General features: G+C 59.7%; 21 protein-coding genes and 1 pseudogene. 14 read left to right on the forward strand and 8 right to left on the reverse strand.

The genetic code is table 11. The annotated features are described in order from the left end of the window. Positions 1-109: 109 nt before the first annotated feature. The gene (locus AAEZ05_RS01965) at positions 110-1,603 is read right to left on the reverse strand and encodes an aldehyde dehydrogenase (protein ID WP_045059183.1); all 1,494 of its coding nucleotides are present in this window, start codon (positions 1,601-1,603) and stop codon (positions 110-112) included. Positions 1,604-1,831: 228 nt separating this feature from the next. Here AAEZ05_RS01965 and AAEZ05_RS01970 point away from each other — a divergent pair, with 228 nt between their 5' ends. Further along, on the forward strand, positions 1,832-2,194 hold the full coding sequence (locus AAEZ05_RS01970; protein WP_045059184.1) for a cupin domain-containing protein: 363 nt from the start codon (positions 1,832-1,834) through the stop codon (positions 2,192-2,194). A 209-nt stretch (positions 2,195-2,403) separates the two neighbouring features. Here the strand turns inward: AAEZ05_RS01970 and rpmG are convergent, their stop codons facing one another. Continuing rightward, positions 2,404-2,559, reverse strand: coding sequence for a 50S ribosomal protein L33 (gene rpmG, locus AAEZ05_RS01975; RefSeq protein ID WP_045059185.1), 156 nt, complete (start codon positions 2,557-2,559; stop codon positions 2,404-2,406). An 11-nt stretch (positions 2,560-2,570) separates the two neighbouring features. Further along, positions 2,571-2,804, reverse strand: a complete 234-nt coding sequence (rpmB, locus tag AAEZ05_RS01980; protein WP_007894701.1) for a 50S ribosomal protein L28 — start codon at positions 2,802-2,804, stop codon at positions 2,571-2,573. A 445-nt stretch (positions 2,805-3,249) separates the two neighbouring features. Here rpmB and AAEZ05_RS01985 point away from each other — a divergent pair, with 445 nt between their 5' ends. After that, positions 3,250-4,836 (forward strand): ABC transporter substrate-binding protein, encoded by a 1,587-nt coding sequence (locus tag AAEZ05_RS01985; protein ID WP_350646490.1) that lies wholly within the window; start codon positions 3,250-3,252, stop codon positions 4,834-4,836. A 120-nt stretch (positions 4,837-4,956) separates the two neighbouring features. Here AAEZ05_RS01985 and radC read toward each other — a convergent pair whose 3' ends face one another. After that, positions 4,957-5,631, reverse strand: coding sequence for a RadC family protein (radC, locus tag AAEZ05_RS01990; RefSeq protein ID WP_045059187.1), 675 nt, complete (start codon positions 5,629-5,631; stop codon positions 4,957-4,959). A 135-nt stretch (positions 5,632-5,766) separates the two neighbouring features. Between radC and coaBC the strand changes: the two genes are divergently transcribed. From coaBC to argB, 4 genes and pseudogenes are all read left to right on the forward strand, one after another. Further along, positions 5,767-6,975, forward strand: coding sequence for a bifunctional phosphopantothenoylcysteine decarboxylase/phosphopantothenate--cysteine ligase CoaBC (gene coaBC / locus AAEZ05_RS01995; protein WP_205891736.1), 1,209 nt, complete (start codon positions 5,767-5,769; stop codon positions 6,973-6,975). Positions 6,976-6,980: 5 nt separating this feature from the next. Further along, positions 6,981-7,436 carry a dUTP diphosphatase gene (gene dut / locus AAEZ05_RS02000; protein ID WP_045059189.1) on the forward strand — a complete coding sequence of 152 codons (456 nt, stop codon included), beginning with the start codon at positions 6,981-6,983 and terminating at the stop codon, positions 7,434-7,436. A 314-nt stretch (positions 7,437-7,750) separates the two neighbouring features. Further along, positions 7,751-9,127 (forward strand): annotated as a pseudogene (locus AAEZ05_RS02005) (phosphomannomutase/phosphoglucomutase); the annotation flags it as partial. Positions 9,128-9,166: 39 nt separating this feature from the next. Further along, the gene (gene argB / locus AAEZ05_RS02010; protein ID WP_045059191.1) at positions 9,167-10,072 is read left to right on the forward strand and encodes an acetylglutamate kinase; all 906 of its coding nucleotides are present in this window, start codon (positions 9,167-9,169) and stop codon (positions 10,070-10,072) included. Positions 10,073-10,174: 102 nt separating this feature from the next. On the opposite strand, the gene pyrE is transcribed toward argB, so the two are convergent. Then, positions 10,175-10,819: an orotate phosphoribosyltransferase gene (gene pyrE / locus AAEZ05_RS02015; protein WP_350646491.1), complete on the reverse strand. Its 645-nt coding sequence runs from the start codon at positions 10,817-10,819 to the stop codon at positions 10,175-10,177. A gap of 82 nt (positions 10,820-10,901) precedes the next feature. Between pyrE and crc the strand changes: the two genes are divergently transcribed. After that, complete coding sequence (crc, locus tag AAEZ05_RS02020) at positions 10,902-11,681, forward strand: catabolite repression control protein Crc (protein ID WP_007934608.1); 780 nt, start codon at positions 10,902-10,904, stop codon at positions 11,679-11,681. Between the two features lie 86 nt (positions 11,682-11,767). Here crc and AAEZ05_RS02025 read toward each other — a convergent pair whose 3' ends face one another. Both AAEZ05_RS02025 and rph read right to left on the reverse strand, forming a co-directional pair. Beyond that, positions 11,768-12,136 carry a DUF4870 domain-containing protein gene (locus AAEZ05_RS02025; RefSeq protein ID WP_045059193.1) on the reverse strand — a complete coding sequence of 123 codons (369 nt, stop codon included), beginning with the start codon at positions 12,134-12,136 and terminating at the stop codon, positions 11,768-11,770. A 29-nt stretch (positions 12,137-12,165) separates the two neighbouring features. Continuing rightward, complete coding sequence (gene rph / locus AAEZ05_RS02030; protein WP_010465211.1) at positions 12,166-12,888, reverse strand: ribonuclease PH; 723 nt, start codon at positions 12,886-12,888, stop codon at positions 12,166-12,168. A gap of 271 nt (positions 12,889-13,159) precedes the next feature. Here rph and AAEZ05_RS02035 point away from each other — a divergent pair, with 271 nt between their 5' ends. The 6 genes from AAEZ05_RS02035 (at position 13,160) to AAEZ05_RS02060 (ending at position 18,468) form a co-directional block, all read left to right on the forward strand. Next, the gene (locus AAEZ05_RS02035; protein ID WP_045059194.1) at positions 13,160-14,023 is read left to right on the forward strand and encodes a YicC/YloC family endoribonuclease; all 864 of its coding nucleotides are present in this window, start codon (positions 13,160-13,162) and stop codon (positions 14,021-14,023) included. Between the two features lie 13 nt (positions 14,024-14,036). Then, positions 14,037-14,657, forward strand: a complete 621-nt coding sequence (gene gmk / locus AAEZ05_RS02040; protein WP_045059195.1) for a guanylate kinase — start codon at positions 14,037-14,039, stop codon at positions 14,655-14,657. A gap of 167 nt (positions 14,658-14,824) precedes the next feature. Further along, the gene (gene rpoZ, locus AAEZ05_RS02045; RefSeq protein ID WP_007894670.1) at positions 14,825-15,088 is read left to right on the forward strand and encodes a DNA-directed RNA polymerase subunit omega; all 264 of its coding nucleotides are present in this window, start codon (positions 14,825-14,827) and stop codon (positions 15,086-15,088) included. A gap of 57 nt (positions 15,089-15,145) precedes the next feature. Continuing rightward, positions 15,146-17,251: a bifunctional GTP diphosphokinase/guanosine-3',5'-bis pyrophosphate 3'-pyrophosphohydrolase gene (spoT, locus tag AAEZ05_RS02050; protein WP_045059196.1), complete on the forward strand. Its 2,106-nt coding sequence runs from the start codon at positions 15,146-15,148 to the stop codon at positions 17,249-17,251. Positions 17,252-17,276: 25 nt separating this feature from the next. Further along, a complete protein-coding gene (ridA, locus tag AAEZ05_RS02055) occupies positions 17,277-17,657 on the forward strand; it encodes a deaminase RidA (RefSeq protein WP_003437778.1) in 381 nt (126 codons plus the stop codon). A gap of 70 nt (positions 17,658-17,727) precedes the next feature. Next, positions 17,728-18,468, forward strand: a complete 741-nt coding sequence (locus AAEZ05_RS02060; protein ID WP_045059197.1) for a putative periplasmic lipoprotein — start codon at positions 17,728-17,730, stop codon at positions 18,466-18,468. 106 nt (positions 18,469-18,574) lie between these two features. On the opposite strand, the gene AAEZ05_RS02065 is transcribed toward AAEZ05_RS02060, so the two are convergent. Then, positions 18,575-19,432, reverse strand: coding sequence for an SDR family oxidoreductase (locus AAEZ05_RS02065; RefSeq protein ID WP_045059198.1), 858 nt, complete (start codon positions 19,430-19,432; stop codon positions 18,575-18,577). 189 nt (positions 19,433-19,621) lie between these two features. Here AAEZ05_RS02065 and exbB point away from each other — a divergent pair, with 189 nt between their 5' ends. Further along, complete coding sequence (exbB, locus tag AAEZ05_RS02070; protein ID WP_045057823.1) at positions 19,622-20,599, forward strand: tonB-system energizer ExbB; 978 nt, start codon at positions 19,622-19,624, stop codon at positions 20,597-20,599. Positions 20,600-20,601: the final 2 nt, after the last annotated feature.

The raw sequence follows: 20,601 nt of genomic DNA on the forward strand, positions 1-20,601 counted from the left end.
CCTAACATTCAACATGGGTTGGCTGTCAGATTGCTATCGCGGGCAAGCCCCCTCCCACAGGGGATCAGAGTCGTTCAGGAGCCCGATATGTATCAGGCTCCACACAGACTTACAGCTTGATCCAGGTCGCCTTCAGCTCGGTGTACTTGTCGAACGCATGCAGCGATTTGTCGCGACCATTACCCGATTGCTTGAAGCCGCCGAATGGCGCGGTCATGTCGCCGCCGTCATATTGGTTGACCCAGACGCTACCGGCACGCAACGCCTTGGCGGTCAGGTGTGCCTTGGAGATGTCCGCAGTCCATACCGCTGCAGCCAGGCCATACGGCGTGTCGTTGGCGATTTGCACCGCTTCCTCGGCGCTGTCGAAGGTGATGACCGACAGCACTGGGCCGAAGATCTCTTCCTGGGCGATTTTCATCGCATTGCTCACGCCGTCGAAAATCGTCGGTTCAACGTAAGTACCACCGGTTTCCTGAAGGATTCGCTTGCCGCCCGCCACTAGCTTGGCGCCGTCGGCATGACCAGATTCGATGTAGGACAGCACGGTGTTCATTTGCTGGGTATCTACCAGCGCACCGACGTTGGTCGCAGGGTCCAGCGGGTTGCCCGGCTTCCAGGTCTTCAGCGCCTCGATCACCAGCGGCAGGAACTTGTCCTTGATCGAACGCTCGACCAGCAGGCGCGAACCGGCGGTGCAGACTTCGCCCTGGTTGAAAGCGATGGCGCCAGCCGCCGACTCAGCAGCGGCTTGCAGGTCCGGCGCATCGGCGAAAACGATGTTGGGGCTCTTGCCGCCCGCTTCCAGCCACACGCGCTTCATGTTCGACTCGCCCGAGTAGATCAGCAGCTGCTTGGCAATCTTGGTCGAACCGGTGAACACCAGCGTGTCGACATCGTTGTGCAGGGCCAGCGCCTTGCCGACGGTATGACCGTAGCCCGGGAGGACGTTCAGCACGCCTTTGGGAATACCGGCCTCAACGGCCAGCGCCGCGATGCGGATGGCAGTCAGCGGCGATTTTTCGGACGGCTTGAGAATCACCGAGTTACCGGTGGACAACGCCGGGCCGAGCTTCCAGCAGGCCATCATGAGGGGGAAGTTCCACGGCACGATGGCGCCGACAACGCCAACCGGTTCACGAGTGACCAGGCCCAACTGATCGTGCGGAGTGGCAGCGACTTCGTCGTAGATCTTGTCGATGGCTTCACCGCTCCAGCTCAGGGCTTGGGCCGCGCCAGGAACGTCGATGTGCAGGGAATCGCTGATCGGCTTGCCCATGTCCAGGGTTTCAAGCAGGGCCAACTCTTCGGCGTGCTGTTTAAGCAAGCCGGCAAAACGAATCATGGTGGCTTTGCGTTTGGTCGGCGCCAGGCGCGACCACACACCGGAATTGAAAGTGGCGCGAGCGTTTTCAACAGCGCGCTGGGCATCGGCGGCGTCACAGCTGGCGATCTTGCCCAGCAGGCGGCCATCTACCGGGCTGATGCACTCGAAGGTCTCGGCAGAGACCGCATCGGTGTATTCACCATTGATGTAGGCACGGCCTTCGATCTTCAGATCGCGAGCCCGTTGTTCCCAATCGGCACGAGTCAGGGTGGTCATACGAGTGTCCTCCTCTTGTTGAATACGAGCGCCCTGCGTTCTTCGCGGACGTTCTCAGGAATTCCGCCCGGCCATCCCGCATGTTCGGCCCAAGGCAACCGCCACCCTAAACCAGCGGCAGGTGAAGTTTCAATATATTTGACATAAGGCCGGCAAACGGCCTTGCGATGTTCATTTTAATAAACATAGACTTCGGGCTTTCCAACGCAATCACTGGGGATTACAACAATGAACATCCAGGACATCGCCGATTTCAGCCAGGCCGACATCCAGCCCGATCGCTATCGGCCGGACGACGCCAGAATCCTCAAGGGCGATCCCGAACAAGCAGTGTACAACCACTACAACAGCCCTTGCGGCCAGCTGAGTGCAGGTGTGTGGGAGGGTGCAGTTGGCCAGTGGCTGGTGAATTTCACCGAACACGAGTACTGCGAAATCGTTCAAGGCGTTTCAGTGCTGCGCGACAATGACGGCAACAGCAAAACCGTACGCGCGGGAGATCGTTTTGTCATTCCGGCAGGCTTCAAAGGCACCTGGGAGGTGCTGGAGCCGTGCCGCAAGATCTACGTAGCGTTCGAACAGAAGGCCTGAGGATTGTGGTTGGCTCGGCCGGCCTCTTCGCGAGCAAGCCCGCTCCCACACTGGATCGTCGTCGGGCACAAATTCTGTGCTCACTGAAAATCAAATGTAGGCGCGGGCCTGCTCACTAAAGGCCCCTGGCAGGCAACGCATAATCGACAGGCAACAAAAAAGGCCCGTATCTCGCGATCCGGGCCTTTTTCGTAAGTAGGAAAAATCAATTACTTGATTTTACCTTCTTTAAACATAACGTGCTTGCGAACGCGCGGATCGAACATCATCAGCTCGAGCTTGTCCGGAGTAGTACGCTTGTTTTTGTCGGTAGTTTTGAAGTAACCAGTACCGGCGCTGGAAATCATTCGAATTTTTTCACGCATGATTTAGCTCCTTAGATCTTGCCAGCTTTGCGGATTTCGGCCAGCACGACAGTGATGCCACGCTTGTCGATGATACGCATGCCTTTAGCAGATACGCGCAGACGCACGAAACGTTTCTCTTCTTCAACCCAGAAGCGATGATGCTGCAGGTTCGGCAGGAAACGACGACGGGTTTTGTTGTTTGCGTGGGAAATGTTATTCCCAGTCACCGGACCCTTACCGGTAACTTGACATACTCTCGACATGCCTCAGCCCTCTAAAACCACATGCCCAACCCGGCATGGGTTGGCCGCTTAATCTCTCAGTCATTTGGCGCCAGGCGCCGCGTTTCTTTAGAGGTCTTACCGGCTACACCTACAGTGAAGGAACCGGGCCCCTAGAAAAGAGCGCTGCTTTATACCAGAAAGACCGCAGAGCAACAACATTCTGTGTGCGTGGAGTCGATAAAAACCGTGTTTTTCAGGCTTTGAGCGCCTTGGATAAAGGCTGTGGGGGATATTGACCGCTCGTCGCAGAGAATCAACCGACAGCCCGTTTCGCGGTTTCACAGATCGCCGCACACGGAAATCAATCGCACATAGTCCCCCTAAAATGAAAATGGGGATAGTCATTTGCAAAGGAGCCATCTAGGGTAAGCCTTTTCCAGACTGCACTTGCAGATGGGCCTTCGATCTGTAAAGGAAACCGACCATGCGCCTCGCTGCCCTACCGCTGTTGCTCGCCCCTCTCCTGCTGAGCCCGCACGCCATGGCTGCGGCCCTGAGCGTCTGCACCGAGGCCAGCCCTGAAGGGTTCGACGTGGTGCAATACAACTCGCTGACCACCACCAATGCATCAGCCGATGTGCTGATGAATCGCCTGGTGGACTTCGATACGGCCAGCGGCAAAGTGGTTGCGGGCCTTGCCGACAGCTGGGAAGTTTCTGCGGACGGCCTGAGCTACGTGTTCAAATTGCATCCTCAGGTGAAATTCCACCGCACCGACTATTTCACGCCCACCCGCGAGCTGACTGCCGAAGATGTGAAGTTCAGTTTCGATCGCATGCTGGACCCGGCAAACCCTTGGCACAAAGTGGCGCAGAGCGGCTTCCCGCATGCACAGTCGATGCAACTGCCGGCGCTGATCAAGAAGATCGATGCGCTGGACCCGCTTACAGTGCGCTTCACCCTCGACCACCCGGATTCGACCTTCCTGCCGACCCTGAGCATGGGCTTCGCTTCGATCTATTCCGCCGAGTACGCGGACAAGCTGATGAAAGCCGGCACGCCGGAGAAGCTCAACAGTCAGCCTATCGGCAGCGGCCCGTTCGTCTTCACGCGCTTCCAGAAAGACGCCTCGATTCGCTACAAGGCCAACCTGGATTACTTCCGTGGCAAGCCCTCGGTTGATCCGCTGATATTTGCCATCACCCCGGACGCCAACGTTCGCCTGCAGAAGCTGCGCCGCAACGAGTGCCAGATCGCCCTGTCACCCAAACCGCTGGACGTACAGGCCGCGCTGAAAGAGCCGGACGTTAAAGTGGAAAAGACCGACGCCTTCATGACGGCATTCGTCGCCATCAACAGCCAGCATCCGCCGCTGGACAAGGTTGAAGTGCGCCAGGCGATCAACCTCGCCTTCGACAAGGCCAATTACGTCAAGGCGGTGTTCGAAGACACGGCCGAACCCGCCGCCGGGCCCTACCCGCCTAATACCTGGAGTTACGCCAAAGGCTTGCCGGGCTACGCCCACGACATTGCGAAGGCCAAGGCATTGATGGCCAAGGCCGGGCTCAAGGACGGCTTCCAGACCACCATCTGGACCCGCCCTTCCGGCAGCCTGCTGAACCCCAACCCAAGTCTCGGCGCGCAGATGCTGCAGTCGGACCTGGCGGAAATTGGCATCCAGGCCGAGATTCGCGTGATCGAGTGGGGCGAGGTCATCCGCCGCGCCAAGGCGGGCGAGCATGACCTGCTGTTCATGGGTTGGGCGGGTGACAACGGCGATCCGGACAACTTCCTGACGCCGCAGTTTTCCTGCGCGGCGGTCAAGTCCGGCACCAACTTCGCCCGTTACTGCAACCAGGACCTGGACAAACTGATCAGCGCTGGCAAGACCACGTCCGAGCAGGGTGTGCGCACCAAGCTGTATGAGCAGGCCCAGGCGCAAATCCAGCAACAGGCCCTCTGGCTGCCACTGGCGCACCCCACCGCCTTTGCCTTGCTGCGCAAGAACGTCGAGGGGTATTCGGTGAGCCCGTTTGGTCGCCAGGATTATTCGAAGGTAAGCGTGAAGTAACCGCACCACCGCACACCCTCTGGGAACTGGCTTGCCAGCGATGGCGGTGGATCAGGCATGAATTCGCTGACTGAACTGACGCTATCGCTGGCAAGCCAGCTCGCACTGGCTTTAGCGCCACTACATCCACCCGTACTCGGCCATCGACAACGGATCCCCATCGCCCACGATGAAATGATCGAGTATGCGCACATCAATCAGCTGCAGGGCCTCCTGCAGCCGCTTGGTCAGCTGGCGGTCCGCCTGGCTGGGGGCGGCGTTGCCCGAGGGATGGTTGTGGCACAGGATGAGCGCGGCGGCATTGTTGGCCAGTGCGCGCTTGACCACCTCACGGGGATGGACGGCGGTACTGTCGATGGAGCCGCGAAACAACGCCTCGAAGGCCAGTACCTGATGCCGCGAGTCCAAAAACAGGCAACCGAACACTTCCTGTTGCTCGTGGCGCAGCATCGATTTCAGATAATCGCGAACGGCCTGGGGGTTTTCCAGCGCCGAACGCACACGCAACCGTTCCGCCAGATGCCGCCGGTTCATTTCCTGCACCGCCTGCAGTTGCGCAAATTTTGCCGGCCCCAGCCCCAATTCCGCACTGAACGCCGGCTGATCGGCCTCCAGTAACGCCCGCAGGCTGCCAAACTTGCCCAACAGGTGACGCGCGAGGTCCACGGCGCTTTTGCCCGCTGCACCTGTTCTCAAAAATATGGCCAGCAACTCTGCATCCGAAAGACTCGCCGAGCCCTGCTCAAGCAGCTTTTCCCGGGGTCGCTCGGCCGCCGGCCAATCACGAATACTCATAGCACCTCCCTGTCTGTGGGCGCCGCTGTTCCATAGCGGTCGCTGTGATATCTTAGCCCATCTTTTTTGCGGGCGAATTCATCCCTGGGGAGGGGGTTTCGCCATGCAGTCACCAACGAATTGAAAGGCTGACCTATGCAGCGGCTGTATCGGAAACGCATTGTTCTGGGCGTCGGCGGCGGCATCGCTGCCTACAAGAGCGCCGAACTGGTTCGCCGACTGATCGACCAGGGCGCCGAAGTGCGCGTGGTCATGACCCGTGGTGGCAGTGAGTTCATCACACCGTTGACCATGCAGGCCCTGTCCGGCCATCCGGTGCACCTGGATCTGCTGGACCCCGCAGCCGAAGCGGCGATGGGCCACATCGAACTGGCCAAATGGGCCGACCTGGTGCTGATCGCCCCCGCCACGGCGGACCTGATCGCGCGCCTGGCCCAGGGCATTGCCGATGATTTGCTGACCACACTGGTGCTGGCCACCGACGCTGTGGTGGCCGTTGCCCCGGCCATGAACCAGGCCATGTGGCGTGACCCTGCGACCCAGAGCAACCTGCGACTTCTGGAAAGCCGCGACCTGAAAGTCTTCGGCCCCGCCTCGGGCAGCCAGGCCTGTGGCGACGTCGGCATGGGACGGATGCTCGAAGCCAACGACCTCGTACAGTGCGCGGCGGACTGCTTCCAGCGCCAGGCATTGACCGGCAAGCACGTGCTGATTACCGCTGGCCCGACTCAGGAAAACATCGACCCGGTGCGCTACATCACCAACCACAGCTCGGGCAAAATGGGCTTTGCACTGGCTGAAGCGGCCGTCGAAGCGGGGGCTCGGGTGACCCTGATCACCGGCCCGGTGCACCTGCCAACCCCCGATCGCGTGACCCGAATCGATGTGGTCAGCGCCCGCGACATGCTCGCGGCCTGTGAAGCGGCGATCCCCTGCGACCTGTTCATCGCCTCGGCAGCAGTAGCGGACTACCGACCCGAGGTCGTCGCACCACAAAAACTTAAGAAAGATCCTACGAGCGGCGACGGTTTGTTACTACAAATGGTGCGCAACCCAGACATTCTGGCCTCGATTGCCACCCGCCCCGATCGACCTTTCAGTGTCGGTTTCGCCGCCGAGACCGAACACCTGCTCGATTACGCAGCGCGCAAACTCAAGGACAAGAACCTCGATTTGATCGTCGCCAACGACGTTGCGAACCCGAGCATCGGTTTCAACAGCGAAGAAAACGCCTGCAGCGTGATCGATCGCGAGCTCCACGCCACACTTTTCGCCCAGACCAGCAAGAGCAAGATTGCTCGTCAGCTGATCACTTTTATCGCCGAACGTCTGAACCAGGTTTAATTTACATGCACGCTTTGCAAGCCAAGATCCTCGACCCCCGCATCGGTACCGAATTTCCGCTGCCGCAGTACGCCACACCAGGCTCCGCCGGCCTGGACCTGCGCGCCATGCTGGAACAGGACACCGTCATCAAGCCGGGCGAAACCCTCCTGATCCCTACTGGCCTGTCCGTCTATATCGGCGATCCGGGCCTCGCGGCACTGATTCTGCCGCGCTCCGGCCTGGGCCATAAGCACGGCATCGTGCTCGGCAATCTGGTCGGTCTGATCGACTCCGACTACCAGGGCCCCCTGATGGTGTCCTGCTGGAACCGCGGCCAGACCGATTTCAACATGGTGGTCGGCGAACGCCTGGCCCAGTTGGTTCTGGTGCCCGTGGTTCAGGCGCACTTCGAAATGGTTGAAGAATTCGTGGAAACCGAACGCGGCGCTGGCGGATTTGGCCATACCGGTACCCGTTGATCGAATGACGCCACATCCCCGTAGGAGCTGCCCCAGGCTGCGATCTCTTGATCTCAAGGACCACGCAGCCTGCGGTAGCTCCTACGGTACAGCGTTCTGACGCCAGTATCGGCGCAACAGATCGCTCAGAAAACCAAGGCAATGGACGGCCAAAAGCTCACTGAAATCGCTGGCATGGCCTTTTCGCACCACGAACTCTCTGTGGAAAACGCCGTCATACCCTTCAGTTTGAACCGGCCAACGAATATTTCGCAGGCCAGTCCAGCCACTTTCGAGATGGAGCATTCCTACAGATGAGCACCCCAGCCCAAGTCGCACCGAAATTCCCCGACAGCATTTTCCGCGCCTACGACATTCGCGGCACTGTCCCGGAATTTCTCAACGCTGAGACCGCTTATTGGCTCGGTCGCGCCATCGGAGCCCAGAGCCTGGCGCAAAACGAGCCCAATGTTTCGGTCGGCCGTGATGGGCGCCTGTCGGGCCCGGAGTTGGTCGAACAATTGATCAAGGGCCTGGCTGACAGCGGCTGCCACGTCAGCGACGTAGGCCTGGTACCGACGCCTGCGCTGTACTACGCAGCCAACGTACTGGCTGGCAAATCCGGGGTAATGCTGACGGGTAGCCATAACCCGTCGAACTACAACGGCTTCAAGATCGTCATCGCCGGCGATACCCTGGCCAACGAGCAAATCCAGGCCCTGCATGACCGCCTCAAGACCAACAATCTGACCAGCGGCAAAGGCAGCATCACCCAGGTCGAAATTCTCGATCGCTACAACACCGAAATCGTCCAGGACATCAAGCTGGCCCGCCGCCTGAAAGTTGTTGTGGACTGCGGTAATGGCGCCGCTGGCGTGATCGCCCCGCAACTGATCGAAGCGTTGAACTGCGAAGTGATCCCGCTGTTCTGCGAAGTAGACGGCAATTTCCCGAACCACCACCCGGACCCGGGCAAGCCTGAAAACCTCGTAGACCTGATCGCCAAGGTCAAGGAAACCAACGCCGACCTGGGCCTGGCTTTCGATGGCGATGGCGACCGCGTTGGCGTAGTGACCAACACCGGCAGCATCGTCTATCCGGACCGCCTGCTGATGCTGTTTGCCCGCGACGTGCTGGAGCGCAACCCGGACGCCGAGATCATCTTCGACGTCAAATGCACCCGTCGCCTGACCCCGCTGATCAAGGAATATGGCGGTCGTCCGTTAATGTGGAAGACCGGTCATTCGTTGATCAAAAAGAAAATGAAACAAACCGGCGCCCTGTTGGCCGGTGAAATGAGCGGGCACATCTTCTTCAAGGAGCGCTGGTTCGGCTTTGACGACGGCATCTACAGCGCCGCGCGTCTGCTGGAGATCCTCAGCAAGGAAAAATCCACGGCGGAAGAGCTGTTCGCGACCTTCCCGAACGATATTTCCACGCCTGAAATCAATATCCATGTGACCGAAGAGAGCAAATTCAGCATCATTGATGCATTGCACGACGCGAAGTGGGGTGAAGGCGCCGACCTGACCACCATCGACGGCGTGCGAGTCGACTACGCCAAAGGCTGGGGCCTGGTGCGCGCATCCAATACCACACCGGTGCTGGTGCTGCGCTTCGAGGCCGATGACGAGGCTGAACTGCAGCGCATCAAGGACGTATTCAAAGTCCAACTGAAGCGTGTTGCACCTGATCTCCAACTACCGTTTTGATTTATTGAAGCGCCATTTATCGAAGTGCCGGAGCCCTGAATGACCCTCGAACGCGAAGCCGCCGCCAATACCGCCAAGGTCCTGTCCGAAGCGCTGCCTTACATCCGCCGCTATGTCGGCAAGACGCTGGTGATCAAATACGGCGGCAACGCGATGGAGAGCGAGGAGCTGAAAACCGGCTTCGCCCGCGACATCGTGCTGATGAAAGCCGTAGGTATCAACCCGGTGGTCGTACATGGCGGCGGCCCGCAAATCGGCGATCTGCTCAAGCGTCTGTCGATCGAGAGCCACTTCATCGATGGCATGCGCGTGACCGACGCGCAAACCATGGACGTGGTGGAGATGGTCCTCGGCGGGCAGGTCAACAAGGACATCGTCAATCTGATCAACCGTCATGGCGGCAGCGCTATCGGCCTGACCGGTAAAGACGCCGAGCTGATTCGTGCGAAGAAACTCACCGTCACCCGCCAGACGCCGGAAATGACCCAACCGGAAATCATCGATATCGGCCAGGTAGGCGAAGTCGTCGGGATTAACACCGACTTGCTGAACCTGCTGGTCAAAGGCGATTTCATCCCGGTGATCGCCCCTATCGGCGTCGGTGCCAACGGCGAGTCTTACAACATCAACGCTGACCTGGTGGCCGGCAAGGTGGCCGAAGCGCTGAAGGCCGAGAAGCTGATGCTGCTGACCAACATCGCGGGCCTGATGGATAAATCGGGCACGGTCCTCACCGGCCTGACAACCCAACAGGTCGACGAGCTGATCGCGGACGGCACGATCTACGGTGGCATGCTGCCGAAGATTCGCTGTGCGCTGGAAGCAGTCCAGGGCGGGGTCGGCAGTTCGCTGATCATCGACGGCCGGGTGCCGAATGCCATCCTGCTGGAGATCTTCACCGATACTGGCGTGGGCACTCTGATCAGCAATCGCAAGCGTCCGTAAGCGATCGCGCATAAAAAAAGACCCCGTTCAACCTGATTGAACGGGGTCTTTTTTTGCCTGCAATCCCTGCTGGAATTTGTAGAACCCTCTGTAGGAACTGCGCTATACGCCGAATTGGGCGCGGTACGCTTCAACGGCTGGCAAATGCTGCTTGAGCTGCGGGTCGTCCGCCAAAAACTCCAGCACCTGGTTCAGCGAAACGATGCTGATCACCGCAATACCGAAGTCACGCTCAACTTCCTGAATCGCTGACAACTCACCATTGCCCCGCTCCTGACGGTTCAGCGCAATCAATACGCCGGCCGCCTTGGCACCGTCCTGGGAAGCGATGATCTGCATCACTTCGCGGATCGCGGTGCCTGCGGTGATCACGTCGTCGATGATCAGCACTTCGCCCGTCAATGGCGCGCCGACCAGGCTACCGCCTTCGCCGTGAGCCTTGGCTTCCTTGCGGTTAAAGCACCATGGCAGGTCACGGTCATAGTGCTCGGCCAGGGCCACGGCAGTCGTGGCCGCCAAAGGGATGCCCTTGTAGGCCGGACCGAACAGCACGTCGAACGAAATGCCGCTCTCGATGATGGCCGCCGCATAGAAACGACCCAGCTGCGCCAGGGCCGAACCCGAATTGAACAGGCCGGCATTGAAGAAGTAAGGACTGGTGCGCCCGGACTTCAGGGTGAACTCGCCGAAGCGCAAAACGCCGCGATCGATGGCAAAACGAATGAAATCGCGCTGATACGCTTGCATGAAAAAAACCCCAAATACCACGGATTTAGCTAATTAGGTTGACGCCGTGTATCATACACGCACGCGATTTTTGGGGCCATTTATGCGGATCATCAGTGTGAACGTCAATGGTATTCAGGCTGCAGTGGAGCGAGGGTTGCTCAGTTGGCTGCAAGCACAGAATGCCGACGTCATCTGCCTGCAGGACACCCGCGCCTCCGCCTTTGAACTGGACGATCCAGCCTTCCAACTGGATGGCTACTTCCTTTATGCCTGCGAAGCCGAAGTTCCCGCCCAGGGTGGCGTGGCTTTGTATTCGCGGTTGCAGCCGAAGGCAGTCATCAGCGGTCTCGGTTTCGAGACAGCCGACCGCTACGGGCGCTACCTGCAAGCCGATTTCGACAAGGTCAGCATCGCGACCTTGCTGCTCCCTTCGGGGCAGAACGGCGATGAAGACTTGAACCAGAAGTTCAAGCTAATGGACGATTTCGCCCGTTATCTGGATAAACAGCGGCGCAAACGTCGCGAGTACATTTATTGTGGCTCGCTGTACGTGGCGCAACAAAAGCTGGATATCAAGAACTGGCGCGACAGCCAGCAATCCCCGGGTTTCCTGGCGCCTGAGCGTGCCTGGATGGACGAGATTGTCGGTAACATGGGTTATGTCGACGCCCTGCGCGAAGTCAGCCGCGAAGGCGACCAGTACAGCTGGTGGCCGGACAACGAACAAGCTGAAATGCTCAACCTCGGCTGGCGTTTCGACTACCAACTGCTGACCCCGGGCCTACGCCGCTTCGTACGCAGCGCACGCCTGCCGCGTCAGCCACGGTTCTCGCAGCACGCACCGCTGATCGTGGACTACGACTGGACGCTGACTATCTAGGCGTCGTTTCGCAGACACAAAAAAGCCGACAGCGATGTCGGCTTTTTTGTGCGCAATGATTTTCAATGTGGGAGCTGTGTTGATCGTTATTTGATCAAGCGCCAGGTAAACGGATACCGGTAAGGCAGCCCTTCATTGGCTTTGACGCCAGCAATGATCGTCAGCACCAAGGCACCGATTGCCACCAGCCCCAACAGGAAGAACCCGACAATCACCACCATCAACAGGAAACAGATAGCCGATGCAATGGCGACGGTGATCTGGAAGTTCAGCGCCTCCTTGCCCTGCGCATCGACGAACGGGTCCATTTCACGCTTCATCTGCCAAAGAATCAGCGGGCCGATGAGCGTGCCAAATGGAATCCATATCCCCAGCAGGGCGGACAGGTGACAAAACATCGCCCATTGCCGAACTTCCTTGCTCGGGACGGGAAGCAGCTGTTGTTCGTCACTCATGACGTCCTCCTTGCTGGGAACGGGTCCGATCAGTCGGCCAGTGCAGCTTTCTGCAGTTCGAAAATTTCGGTCATGCCTTTCTTCGCCAGTTCCAGCATAGCGTTCAACTCTTCTGGCTGGAATGGCGCGCCTTCAGCAGTGCCCTGCACCTCGATGAAGCCACCGGTGCTGGTCATTACCACGTTCAGGTCGGTCTCGGCAGCCGAGTCTTCCAGGTAGTCGAGGTCGAGCACAGGCTCGCCCTGGTACATGCCAACCGAAACGGCAGCGATCATCTGCTTGAGCGGGTCGCCACCCTTGAGGCCGCCGCGTTTCTTGATGACTTTCAGGGCATCGACCAGCGCGACCATAGCGCCGGTGATGGAGGCGGTGCGAGTGCCACCGTCGGCCTGGATGACGTCGCAATCGACGTACAGGGTCACGTCGCCCAGCTTGGACATGTCCAGCGAAGCGCGCAGCGAGCGACCGATCAGACGCTGGATCTCCAGGGTGCGACCGCCTTGTTTGCCGCGGCTCGCTTCACGCTGGTTACGTTCGCCAGTGGCCCGTGGCAGCATGCCGTATTCGGCGGTCAGCCAGCCTTGGCCCTGACCCTTGAGGAAGCGCGGCACGCCGTTTTCGACGCTGACCGTGCAGATGACCTTGGTATCACCAAACTCGACCAGCACAGAACCCTCGGCGTGTTTGGTGTAGTTGCGGGTAATGCGGATCGAGCGGAGCTGATCGGCAGCGCGACCACTTGGACGTTTCATAGGGAATACCTGTACTGGGGACGGAAAACTGCCGAGCATTATAGAGCCGTGCGCCGGGCGTGGGCACTTCTAAAAAATCCGCCCGACGATTGAGGCACTGACTCAAGCTTAGAACAGTGCTTTACCGACGGCCTGCAGCTCTTTGTCACGCGGTGTGTTTGGGCGCATACGCCCCACTGCGCTACAATCCTGCGCCTTTGCTGCCTGTCGGCTTAAATTCATAGATAGCGGGTCCTGGGTAATGCTGGGATCTGCATTGCGAGGTACCTCCATGGTGCACAGCATGACCGCTTTCGCCCGCGTCGAAAAAGCCGGCACCCAGGGTACCCTGAGCTGGGAGCTGCGCTCGGTCAACAGCCGCTACCTGGAACCGCATCTGCGCCTGCCGGAGTCGTTCCGCGACCTCGAAGGTTCGGTCCGCGAGTCGCTGCGACAGGGCCTGTCCCGGGGCAAGCTGGAGTGCACCCTGCGCTTCACCGAAGAAAACACCGATAAACCCCTGCAAGTGGATCGCGAGCGCGCCGCCCAACTGGTTGCCGCCGCCGAGACCATCGCCGGCCTGATCAAGAATCCGGCGGCGCTGAACCCGCTGGAAGTGCTGGCCTGGCCCGGCGTGCTGGTGGGCAACGCGAACGACCCGCAAGCGTTGAACGCCGAGGCACTGGCGCTGTTCAACGAAGGCCTCAAGGAACTCAAGGCTGGCCGTGAGCGCGAAGGCGCGGAATTGGCACGCTTGATCAACGAACGCCTGAGCGCGATTGAAGGCGACGTCGTGACCCTGCGCGAACTGGTCCCGCAGATGCTCGCCACCCAGCGCCAGAAAGTCCTCGATCGCTTCGCCGACATGAAAGCCGAGATGGACCCTCAGCGCCTGGAGCAGGAAATGGTCATGCTCGCTCAAAAGAGCGACGTGGCCGAAGAACTGGACCGCTTGAGCACTCACATCATCGAAGTTCGCCGGGTGCTCAAATCCGGTGGCGCGGCCGGTCGGCGCCTGGACTTCCTGATGCAGGAACTCAACCGCGAGGCCAACACATTAGGCTCCAAGGCCTTCGACCCGCGCAGCACGCAGGCTGCGGTCAACCTCAAAGTGTTGATCGAGCAGATGCGCGAACAAGTGCAGAATATTGAGTAAGGCTACCCCTGACATGACCCACAGCACCGGCACCCTGTACATCATTTCCGCCCCTTCGGGCGCGGGCAAGAGCAGCCTGGTCAAGGCCCTCACCGACGCCGACCAGGCTATCCGCGTCTCCGTCTCCCACACCACCCGCGCCATGCGCCCGGGTGAAGTGGACGGCGTGAACTATCACTTCGTCTCGCGCGAAGCATTCGTGAAGATGGGTGAACATGGTGACTTCCTGGAGCGCGCCGAAGTGTTCGGCAATCTCTATGGCACCTCGCAGAGCCATCTGCAGCAAACCCTGGACGCAGGTCACGACCTGATTCTGGAGATCGACTGGCAAGGCGCCGAACAAGTGCGCAAATTGATGCCCCAGGCGCGCTCGATCTTCATCCTGCCGCCCTCCCTGGAGGCCTTGCACCAGCGCCTGACCAATCGCGGCCAGGACAGTGACGAGATCATTGATGGGCGGATGCGTGAAGCCGTCAGCGAGATGAGCCACTACGTGGAATATGACTACCTCATCATTAACGACAATTTCGCCCATGCGCTGGACGATTTGAAAGCGATTTTCCGTGCCAACCAGCTGCATCAGAAGCGTCAGCAGCAGCGCAATGGAAAACTTTTGGCCGAATTGCTCGGCTAAACAGCTCTTCCCAAAACCGCTGCGGGGGCTTTACATTGGCACTTGCAGCGCGTTGAAGAGCTTGGTCAAAAAATCAGCGCTTCCCTAAACGCTGGTGATTTTTTAAACTGTTGAGTCCGCTCGCCCAACCGGGCAGCGCGCATATTGCATTCGCTCCGAGGAATACCATGGCCCGCGTAACCGTTGAAGACTGCCTGAACCACGTGGAAAACCGCTTTGAGCTGGTCATGCTGTCCACCAAGCGTGCCCGTCAACTGGCCACCGGCGGCAAAGAGCCTCTGGTCCAGTGGGAAAACGACAAGCCTACCGTTGTAGCCCTGCGTGAAATCGCGGAAGGCCTGATGAGCTACGAGTTCATTGCCAACGCTGAAATCGTCGAAGACGAACCGCTGTTCGCAGCGTTCGAGGACGAGTCCAACGAGGCCGTCTAAGCCTATGCCTGGTCGACGTAGCACGGCGCAGGGTCACAGCGAACGGCAGGAGTCATCATGCCGAGCATAGACGCCCTCGCCGATCGCTTATCGACCTATCTCGGCAAGGACCAGGTCAACCTGGTCCGCCGAGCGTATTTCTACGCCGAACAAGCCCACGACGGCCAACGCCGACGCAGTGGCGAGGCGTACGTCACGCACCCCCTCGCGGTGGCGAATATTCTTGCCGACATGCATATGGACCATCAGAGCCTGATGGCGGCCATGCTGCATGACGTGATCGAAGACACCGGTATTGCCAAGGAAGCGCTGCAAGCGCAGTTCGGCGAAACCGTGGCCGAACTGGTCGATGGGGTCAGCAAACTGACCCAGATGAACTTCGAGACCAAAGCTGAAGCCCAGGCGGAAAACTTCCAGAAGATGGCCATGGCCATGGCTCGGGACATCCGCGTCATCCTGGTCAAGCTGGCCGACCGCCTGCACAACATGCGCACGCTGGAAGTGCTGTCCGGCGAAAAACGCCGGCGCATCGCCAAGGAAACCCTGGAAATCTATGCACCCATTGCCAATCGGCTGGGCATGCACGCCATCCGCATAGAATTCGAAGATCTCGGCTTCAAGGCCATGCACCCGATGCGTTCTGCGCGGATCTACCAGGCGGTCAAGCGCGCCCGGGGCAATCGCAAGGAAATCGTCAACAAGATCGAAGAGTCGCTGAGCCATTGCCTGGCGATCGACGAGATTCAGGGCGAAGTCAGCGGCCGCCAGAAACACCTTTATGGCATCTACAAGAAAATGCGCGGCAAGCGTCGGGCCTTCAACGAGATCATGGACGTGTATGCGTTCCGGATCATCGTCGACAAGGTGGATACCTGCTACCGCGTGCTGGGTGCTGTTCATAATTTGTACAAACCGCTGCCTGGACGCTTCAAGGACTACATCGCGATTCCCAAGGCCAACGGTTATCAGTCGCTGCACACGACGCTGTTCGGCATGCATGGCGTACCAATCGAGATCCAGATCCGCACCCGCGAAATGGAAGAGATGGCCAACAACGGCATCGCTGCCCATTGGCTGTACAAATCCAGCGGCGACGAGCAGCCAAAAGGCACTCACGCCCGCGCGCGGCAGTGGGTCAAGGGCGTGCTGGAGATGCAGCAACGCGCCGGCAACTCGCTGGAATTCATCGAGAGCGTGAAGATCGACCTGTTCCCGGACGAGGTCTACGTGTTCACGCCCAAAGGCCGGATCATGGAGTTGCCCAAAGGCTCCACGGCGGTCGACTTCGCCTACGCGGTGCACACCGACGTGGGTAACAGCTGCATTGCCTGCCGGATCAATCGTCGTCTCGCACCGCTGTCCGAACCGCTGCAAAGCGGCTCCACGGTCGAGATCGTCAGTGCTCCCGGCGCTCGGCCGAATCCGGCGTGGCTCAATTTCGTGGTCACCGGCAAGGCGCGAACGCACATCCGCCATGCGCTGAAACTGCAACGCCGCTCCGAATCCATCAGCCTGGGCGAACGCCTGCTGAACAAGGTACTCAACGGCTTCGACAGCTCGCTGGAAAAAGTCCCGGCCGAACGGGTCAAGGCGATGCTCACCGAGTACCGTCTCGAACTGATCGAAGACCTGCTCGAAGACATCGGCCTGGGCAATCGCATGGCTTACGTAGTCGCCCGACGCCTGCTAGGCGAAGGCGAGCAATTGCCAAGCCCGGAAGGCCCGCTGGCGATTCGCGGCACCGAAGGCCTGGTACTCAGCTATGCCAAGTGCTGCACGCCGATCCCGGGCGACCCGATTGTCGGTCACCTTTCGGCGGGCAAAGGCATGGTCGTGCACCTGGACAACTGCCGCAACATCAGCGAAATCCGCCATAACCCGGAAAAATGCATCCAGCTTTCGTGGGCCAAGGATGTCACCGGGGAATTCAACGTCGAGCTGCGCGTCGAGCTGGAACACCAGCGCGGCCTGATCGCGCTGCTGGCCAGCAGCGTCAACGCGGCCGACGGCAATATCGAGAAAATCAGCATGGACGAACGCGATGGTCGCATCAGCGTGGTCCAACTGGTGGTCAGCGTTCACGACCGCGTGCACCTGGCCCGTGTGATCAAGAAACTGCGCGCATTGACCGGGGTGATTCGCATCACCCGCATGCGCGCCTAAGCCCACCTATTACAAGGAGTCATTCATGACCAAGACTGTTATCACCAGCGACAAGGCCCCGGCTGCCATCGGCACATACTCCCAGGCGATCAAGGCTGGCAACACCGTCTACATGTCGGGTCAAATTCCGCTGGACCCAAAAACCATGGAACTGGTTGAAGGCTTCGAAGCCCAGACCATCCAGGTATTCGAGAACCTGAAGTCTGTCGCTGAAGCAGCGGGCGGTTCGTTCAAGGACATCGTCAAGCTGAACATCTTCCTGACCGACCTGAGCCACTTTGCCAAGGTCAACGAGATCATGGGCAAGTACTTCGAGCAGCCTTACCCTGCCCGCGCCGCCATTGGCGTGGCCGCCCTGCCAAAGGGTTCGCAGGTTGAAATGGATGCCATTCTGGTCATCGAGTAATGCATCTGGCGCAGCCTCCCAAGGCTGCGCCGCTGATGTCGTAAAGATAGCGTTCTGAAAGGATTCCACCATGCGCCATGCGCTAGCCCTCTCGCTGGTCGCCCTGTTCCTGGGCGGATGTGCCAGCAACCCTGCCGATCGTGACATCAGCGGCACCTGGATCAATCAGGTGGCCATCGATGCAGCCGCCAAAGGCAGCCCATTACGTGAAGCGCTCCAGGCTTATGGCCCGAATCTGGAATGGGACGTTAACACCAGGGCCGCACAGGCTCGCTACACCAACGGTTTCGAGAACGTCGACGGCAAGTTGCTCGGCGAAGAGTCCGGCGCCTGGAAAGTCGATTTTTATGGCAGCTCTGCCAGCGAGCTCAAGCGTGACGGCAAGCAACTGAGCCAGGCCGCCAGCGACAATGAACCCGAGCAGGTCTTTGACCGCGCGGTGATCCCCGTGCCGGAAGGCGCACCGCTGGGCGCCAGTTTCGAGCGTGCGCTGTATACCGCCTACATGGGTGGCAGCTGGCAAGTCGTCAGTGGCCCAGGGGAAGGCAATACCGTGCAGTTCCAGGCCGATGGCCAAGTGGCCGGCCTGCCCGGCGCTGATCGCTACGCCCTTTGCCTGGCGGGTGATTGCGCGTCGATGAGCGGCGGCAACGACAACATGTGGCTGCAACAGAATGGCCAGGGCAACACCTGGATTTTTGCGCGCAAGGGCAAGGAAATGGAGATTTTCCAGGCCACCAACACTGCCAGGGAAGACGAGATGCCCCAGTTCACACCGGGCGAGCGCAAGTGGTTGCTCGAAAAGCAGTAACACCGCGAAACCTTGCAGGAGCCGGCTTGCTGGCGATAGCGTCCGTCCAGCCAATGAACCCATTGCCTGATCCAGCGCATTCGCCAGCAAGCCAGCTCCCACAAAGTCAGCAGCGACCCTCAAGAATCGCCGCATACCCCTCACGATAACTCGGGTACTTCGGCTCCCAGCCCAGAGCTTTCGCTCGCGCATTACTGCACCGCTTGCTCCCCGCCCGACGCACGCTCGCATCGTCGGCCCATTCGGTCACACCCAGATACTCGCGCAACCAGCCCACCACCTCGGCAAGCGGCGCCGGTGAGTCATCGACACCGATATAGATATCATCGAGCCCCACACCCTGCTGATCCTGTTCCAGCAGAAACGCCAGCAACCCCGCCGCATCGTCGGCGTGGATCCGGTTGCCATACAACGGCGGGTCGATCGCTACGCGATAGCCGCGACGAACCTGAGTCAGCAGCCACTCACGGCCCGGACCATAAATACCGGTCAGGCGCACGACACTCGCGGGAATGCCGCTCTGGAGCGCTACTTGCTCCGCCTCCAGCATCAGCCGGCCGGAATAACCGCCAGCCACGGTGGGTGACGTTTCGTCGACCCAGTCCCCGTCCTGCTGGCCATAAACACTGCTGCTGGAAACGAACAGCAGTCGATCAGGCACCTGTCCATAGTCGTCCAGCCAGCTCAGCACATTCTGCAAACCCTGCACGTAAGCAGCGCGGTAGCCCGCCTCATCGTGATCGGTGGCCGCGGCGCAATACACCAGGTAATCCACCGCACCAATCGGCCAGGTCGCCGGGCAGTCTTCGTTAAACAAGTCACCGGCCACGCCAATCACGCCCTCAGGCAAACGCGAAACATCCCGACGCAGACCATGAACTTCCCAGCCGCGAGCCAGCAATTGCGTGGCCAGGCGGCTACCCACATCGCCGCAACCGGCAATCAAAACAGAAGGCGCGGACATCAGAAAACTCCTCTGGCAAAGGCACAGACTAGCGTCGGCAAAGGACGAGCGGCTAGTAATGCAGGAAAAAAAGATACTCTATTACTTTTGTTAACAAGAATTACTTGCAATAATACCCGCCACTTTTGTTCTCGGCCTCGCGAGGCCTGGAAGAACATTTACCGTCTTTCTCTCTCAGGTCCGGCCAGCATGACACGCAATCAATCTCCCGCTTCGCCAACCAAACGACCTCGCGCCTGGAGCGCAATGGCTGCACTGTTGCTCAGCGTAATGCTGGTCCCGACTGCTGCTTACGCCGACGCCCAGGCGCCTGCAACCCCGGCAGCCGCCGAGGCACCTGCCGCCGCGCCGGCCCCCGCTGCCCCGGCCACCACACCGGTTGTCACCGACCCGGCCCAGGCATTAGACGCCACCGCCGCAGACGCTCCGGAAGTACTTGAAGCCGACAACACCTTGGGCATGGCCCACGACCTGTCGCCATGGGGCATGTACCAGAACGCCGACATCATCGTGAAAATCGTGATGATAGGCCTGGCCATCGCGTCGATCATCACCTGGACCATCTGGATCGCCAAGGGTTTCGAGCTGATGGGCGCCAAGCGTCGTCTGCGCAGTGAAATCGCCCACCTGAAAAAGGCCACCACACTCAAGGAAGCCAGCGCCACGGCGACCAAGCCAGGCACGCTCGCCAATGTACTGGTGCATGACGCCCTGGAAGAGATGCGCCTGTCGGTCAACAGCCGCGAAAAAGAAGGTATCAAGGAGCGCGTCGCGTTTCGCCTTGAGCGCCTGGTCGCGGCCTGCGGTCGCAACATGAGCAGCGGCACCGGCGTGCTTGCCACCATCGGTTCCACCGCGCCATTCGTCGGCCTGTTCGGCACCGTGTGGGGCATCATGAACAGCTTCATCGGCATCGCCAAAACCCAGACCACCAACCTTGCAGTAGTGGCACCCGGCATCGCTGAAGCCCTGCTGGCCACGGCATTGGGCCTGGTGGCAGCGATTCCGGCGGTCGTGATCTACAACGTCTTCGCCCGCTCCATCGCCGGTTACAAGGCACAAGTTTCGGATGCCTCGGCTGAAGTCCTGCTGCTGGTCAGCCGCGACCTCGATCACCTGCCGACCACCGAGCGCTCCGCGCAACCCCACGTGGTCAAAGTAGGGTAATC

The organism is Pseudomonas sp. HY13-MNA-CIBAN-0226 (assembly GCF_040310305.1).
Lineage (GTDB): Bacteria > Pseudomonadota > Gammaproteobacteria > Pseudomonadales > Pseudomonadaceae > Aquipseudomonas > Aquipseudomonas gregormendelii.

What these genes read in the sequence shown, in the direction of transcription:
- AAEZ05_RS01965 (WP_045059183.1), bottom strand. Translation starts at nt 1,603, where the DNA reads ATGACCACCCTGACTCGTGCCGATTGGGAACAACGGGCTCGCGATCTG.
- argB (WP_045059191.1), top strand. Translation starts at nt 9,167, where the DNA reads ATGACCCTCGAACGCGAAGCCGCCGCCAATACCGCCAAGGTCCTGTCC.
- rpoZ (WP_007894670.1), top strand. Translation starts at nt 14,825, where the DNA reads ATGGCCCGCGTAACCGTTGAAGACTGCCTGAACCACGTGGAAAACCGC.
- AAEZ05_RS02065 (WP_045059198.1), bottom strand. Translation starts at nt 19,432, where the DNA reads ATGTCCGCGCCTTCTGTTTTGATTGCCGGTTGCGGCGATGTGGGTAGC.
- ridA (WP_003437778.1), top strand. Translation starts at nt 17,277, where the DNA reads ATGACCAAGACTGTTATCACCAGCGACAAGGCCCCGGCTGCCATCGGC.
- exbB (WP_045057823.1), top strand. Translation starts at nt 19,622, where the DNA reads ATGACACGCAATCAATCTCCCGCTTCGCCAACCAAACGACCTCGCGCC.
- AAEZ05_RS02060 (WP_045059197.1), top strand. Translation starts at nt 17,728, where the DNA reads ATGCGCCATGCGCTAGCCCTCTCGCTGGTCGCCCTGTTCCTGGGCGGA.
- AAEZ05_RS01985 (WP_350646490.1), top strand. Translation starts at nt 3,250, where the DNA reads ATGCGCCTCGCTGCCCTACCGCTGTTGCTCGCCCCTCTCCTGCTGAGC.
- AAEZ05_RS02035 (WP_045059194.1), top strand. Translation starts at nt 13,160, where the DNA reads ATGGTGCACAGCATGACCGCTTTCGCCCGCGTCGAAAAAGCCGGCACC.
- crc (WP_007934608.1), top strand. Translation starts at nt 10,902, where the DNA reads ATGCGGATCATCAGTGTGAACGTCAATGGTATTCAGGCTGCAGTGGAG.
- gmk (WP_045059195.1), top strand. Translation starts at nt 14,037, where the DNA reads ATGACCCACAGCACCGGCACCCTGTACATCATTTCCGCCCCTTCGGGC.
- AAEZ05_RS01970 (WP_045059184.1), top strand. Translation starts at nt 1,832, where the DNA reads ATGAACATCCAGGACATCGCCGATTTCAGCCAGGCCGACATCCAGCCC.
- AAEZ05_RS02025 (WP_045059193.1), bottom strand. Translation starts at nt 12,136, where the DNA reads ATGAGTGACGAACAACAGCTGCTTCCCGTCCCGAGCAAGGAAGTTCGG.
- rpmB (WP_007894701.1), bottom strand. Translation starts at nt 2,804, where the DNA reads ATGTCGAGAGTATGTCAAGTTACCGGTAAGGGTCCGGTGACTGGGAAT.
- rph (WP_010465211.1), bottom strand. Translation starts at nt 12,888, where the DNA reads ATGAAACGTCCAAGTGGTCGCGCTGCCGATCAGCTCCGCTCGATCCGC.
- spoT (WP_045059196.1), top strand. Translation starts at nt 15,146, where the DNA reads ATGCCGAGCATAGACGCCCTCGCCGATCGCTTATCGACCTATCTCGGC.
- dut (WP_045059189.1), top strand. Translation starts at nt 6,981, where the DNA reads ATGCACGCTTTGCAAGCCAAGATCCTCGACCCCCGCATCGGTACCGAA.
- coaBC (WP_205891736.1), top strand. Translation starts at nt 5,767, where the DNA reads ATGCAGCGGCTGTATCGGAAACGCATTGTTCTGGGCGTCGGCGGCGGC.
- radC (WP_045059187.1), bottom strand. Translation starts at nt 5,631, where the DNA reads ATGAGTATTCGTGATTGGCCGGCGGCCGAGCGACCCCGGGAAAAGCTG.
- rpmG (WP_045059185.1), bottom strand. Translation starts at nt 2,559, where the DNA reads ATGCGTGAAAAAATTCGAATGATTTCCAGCGCCGGTACTGGTTACTTC.
- pyrE (WP_350646491.1), bottom strand. Translation starts at nt 10,819, where the DNA reads ATGCAAGCGTATCAGCGCGATTTCATTCGTTTTGCCATCGATCGCGGC.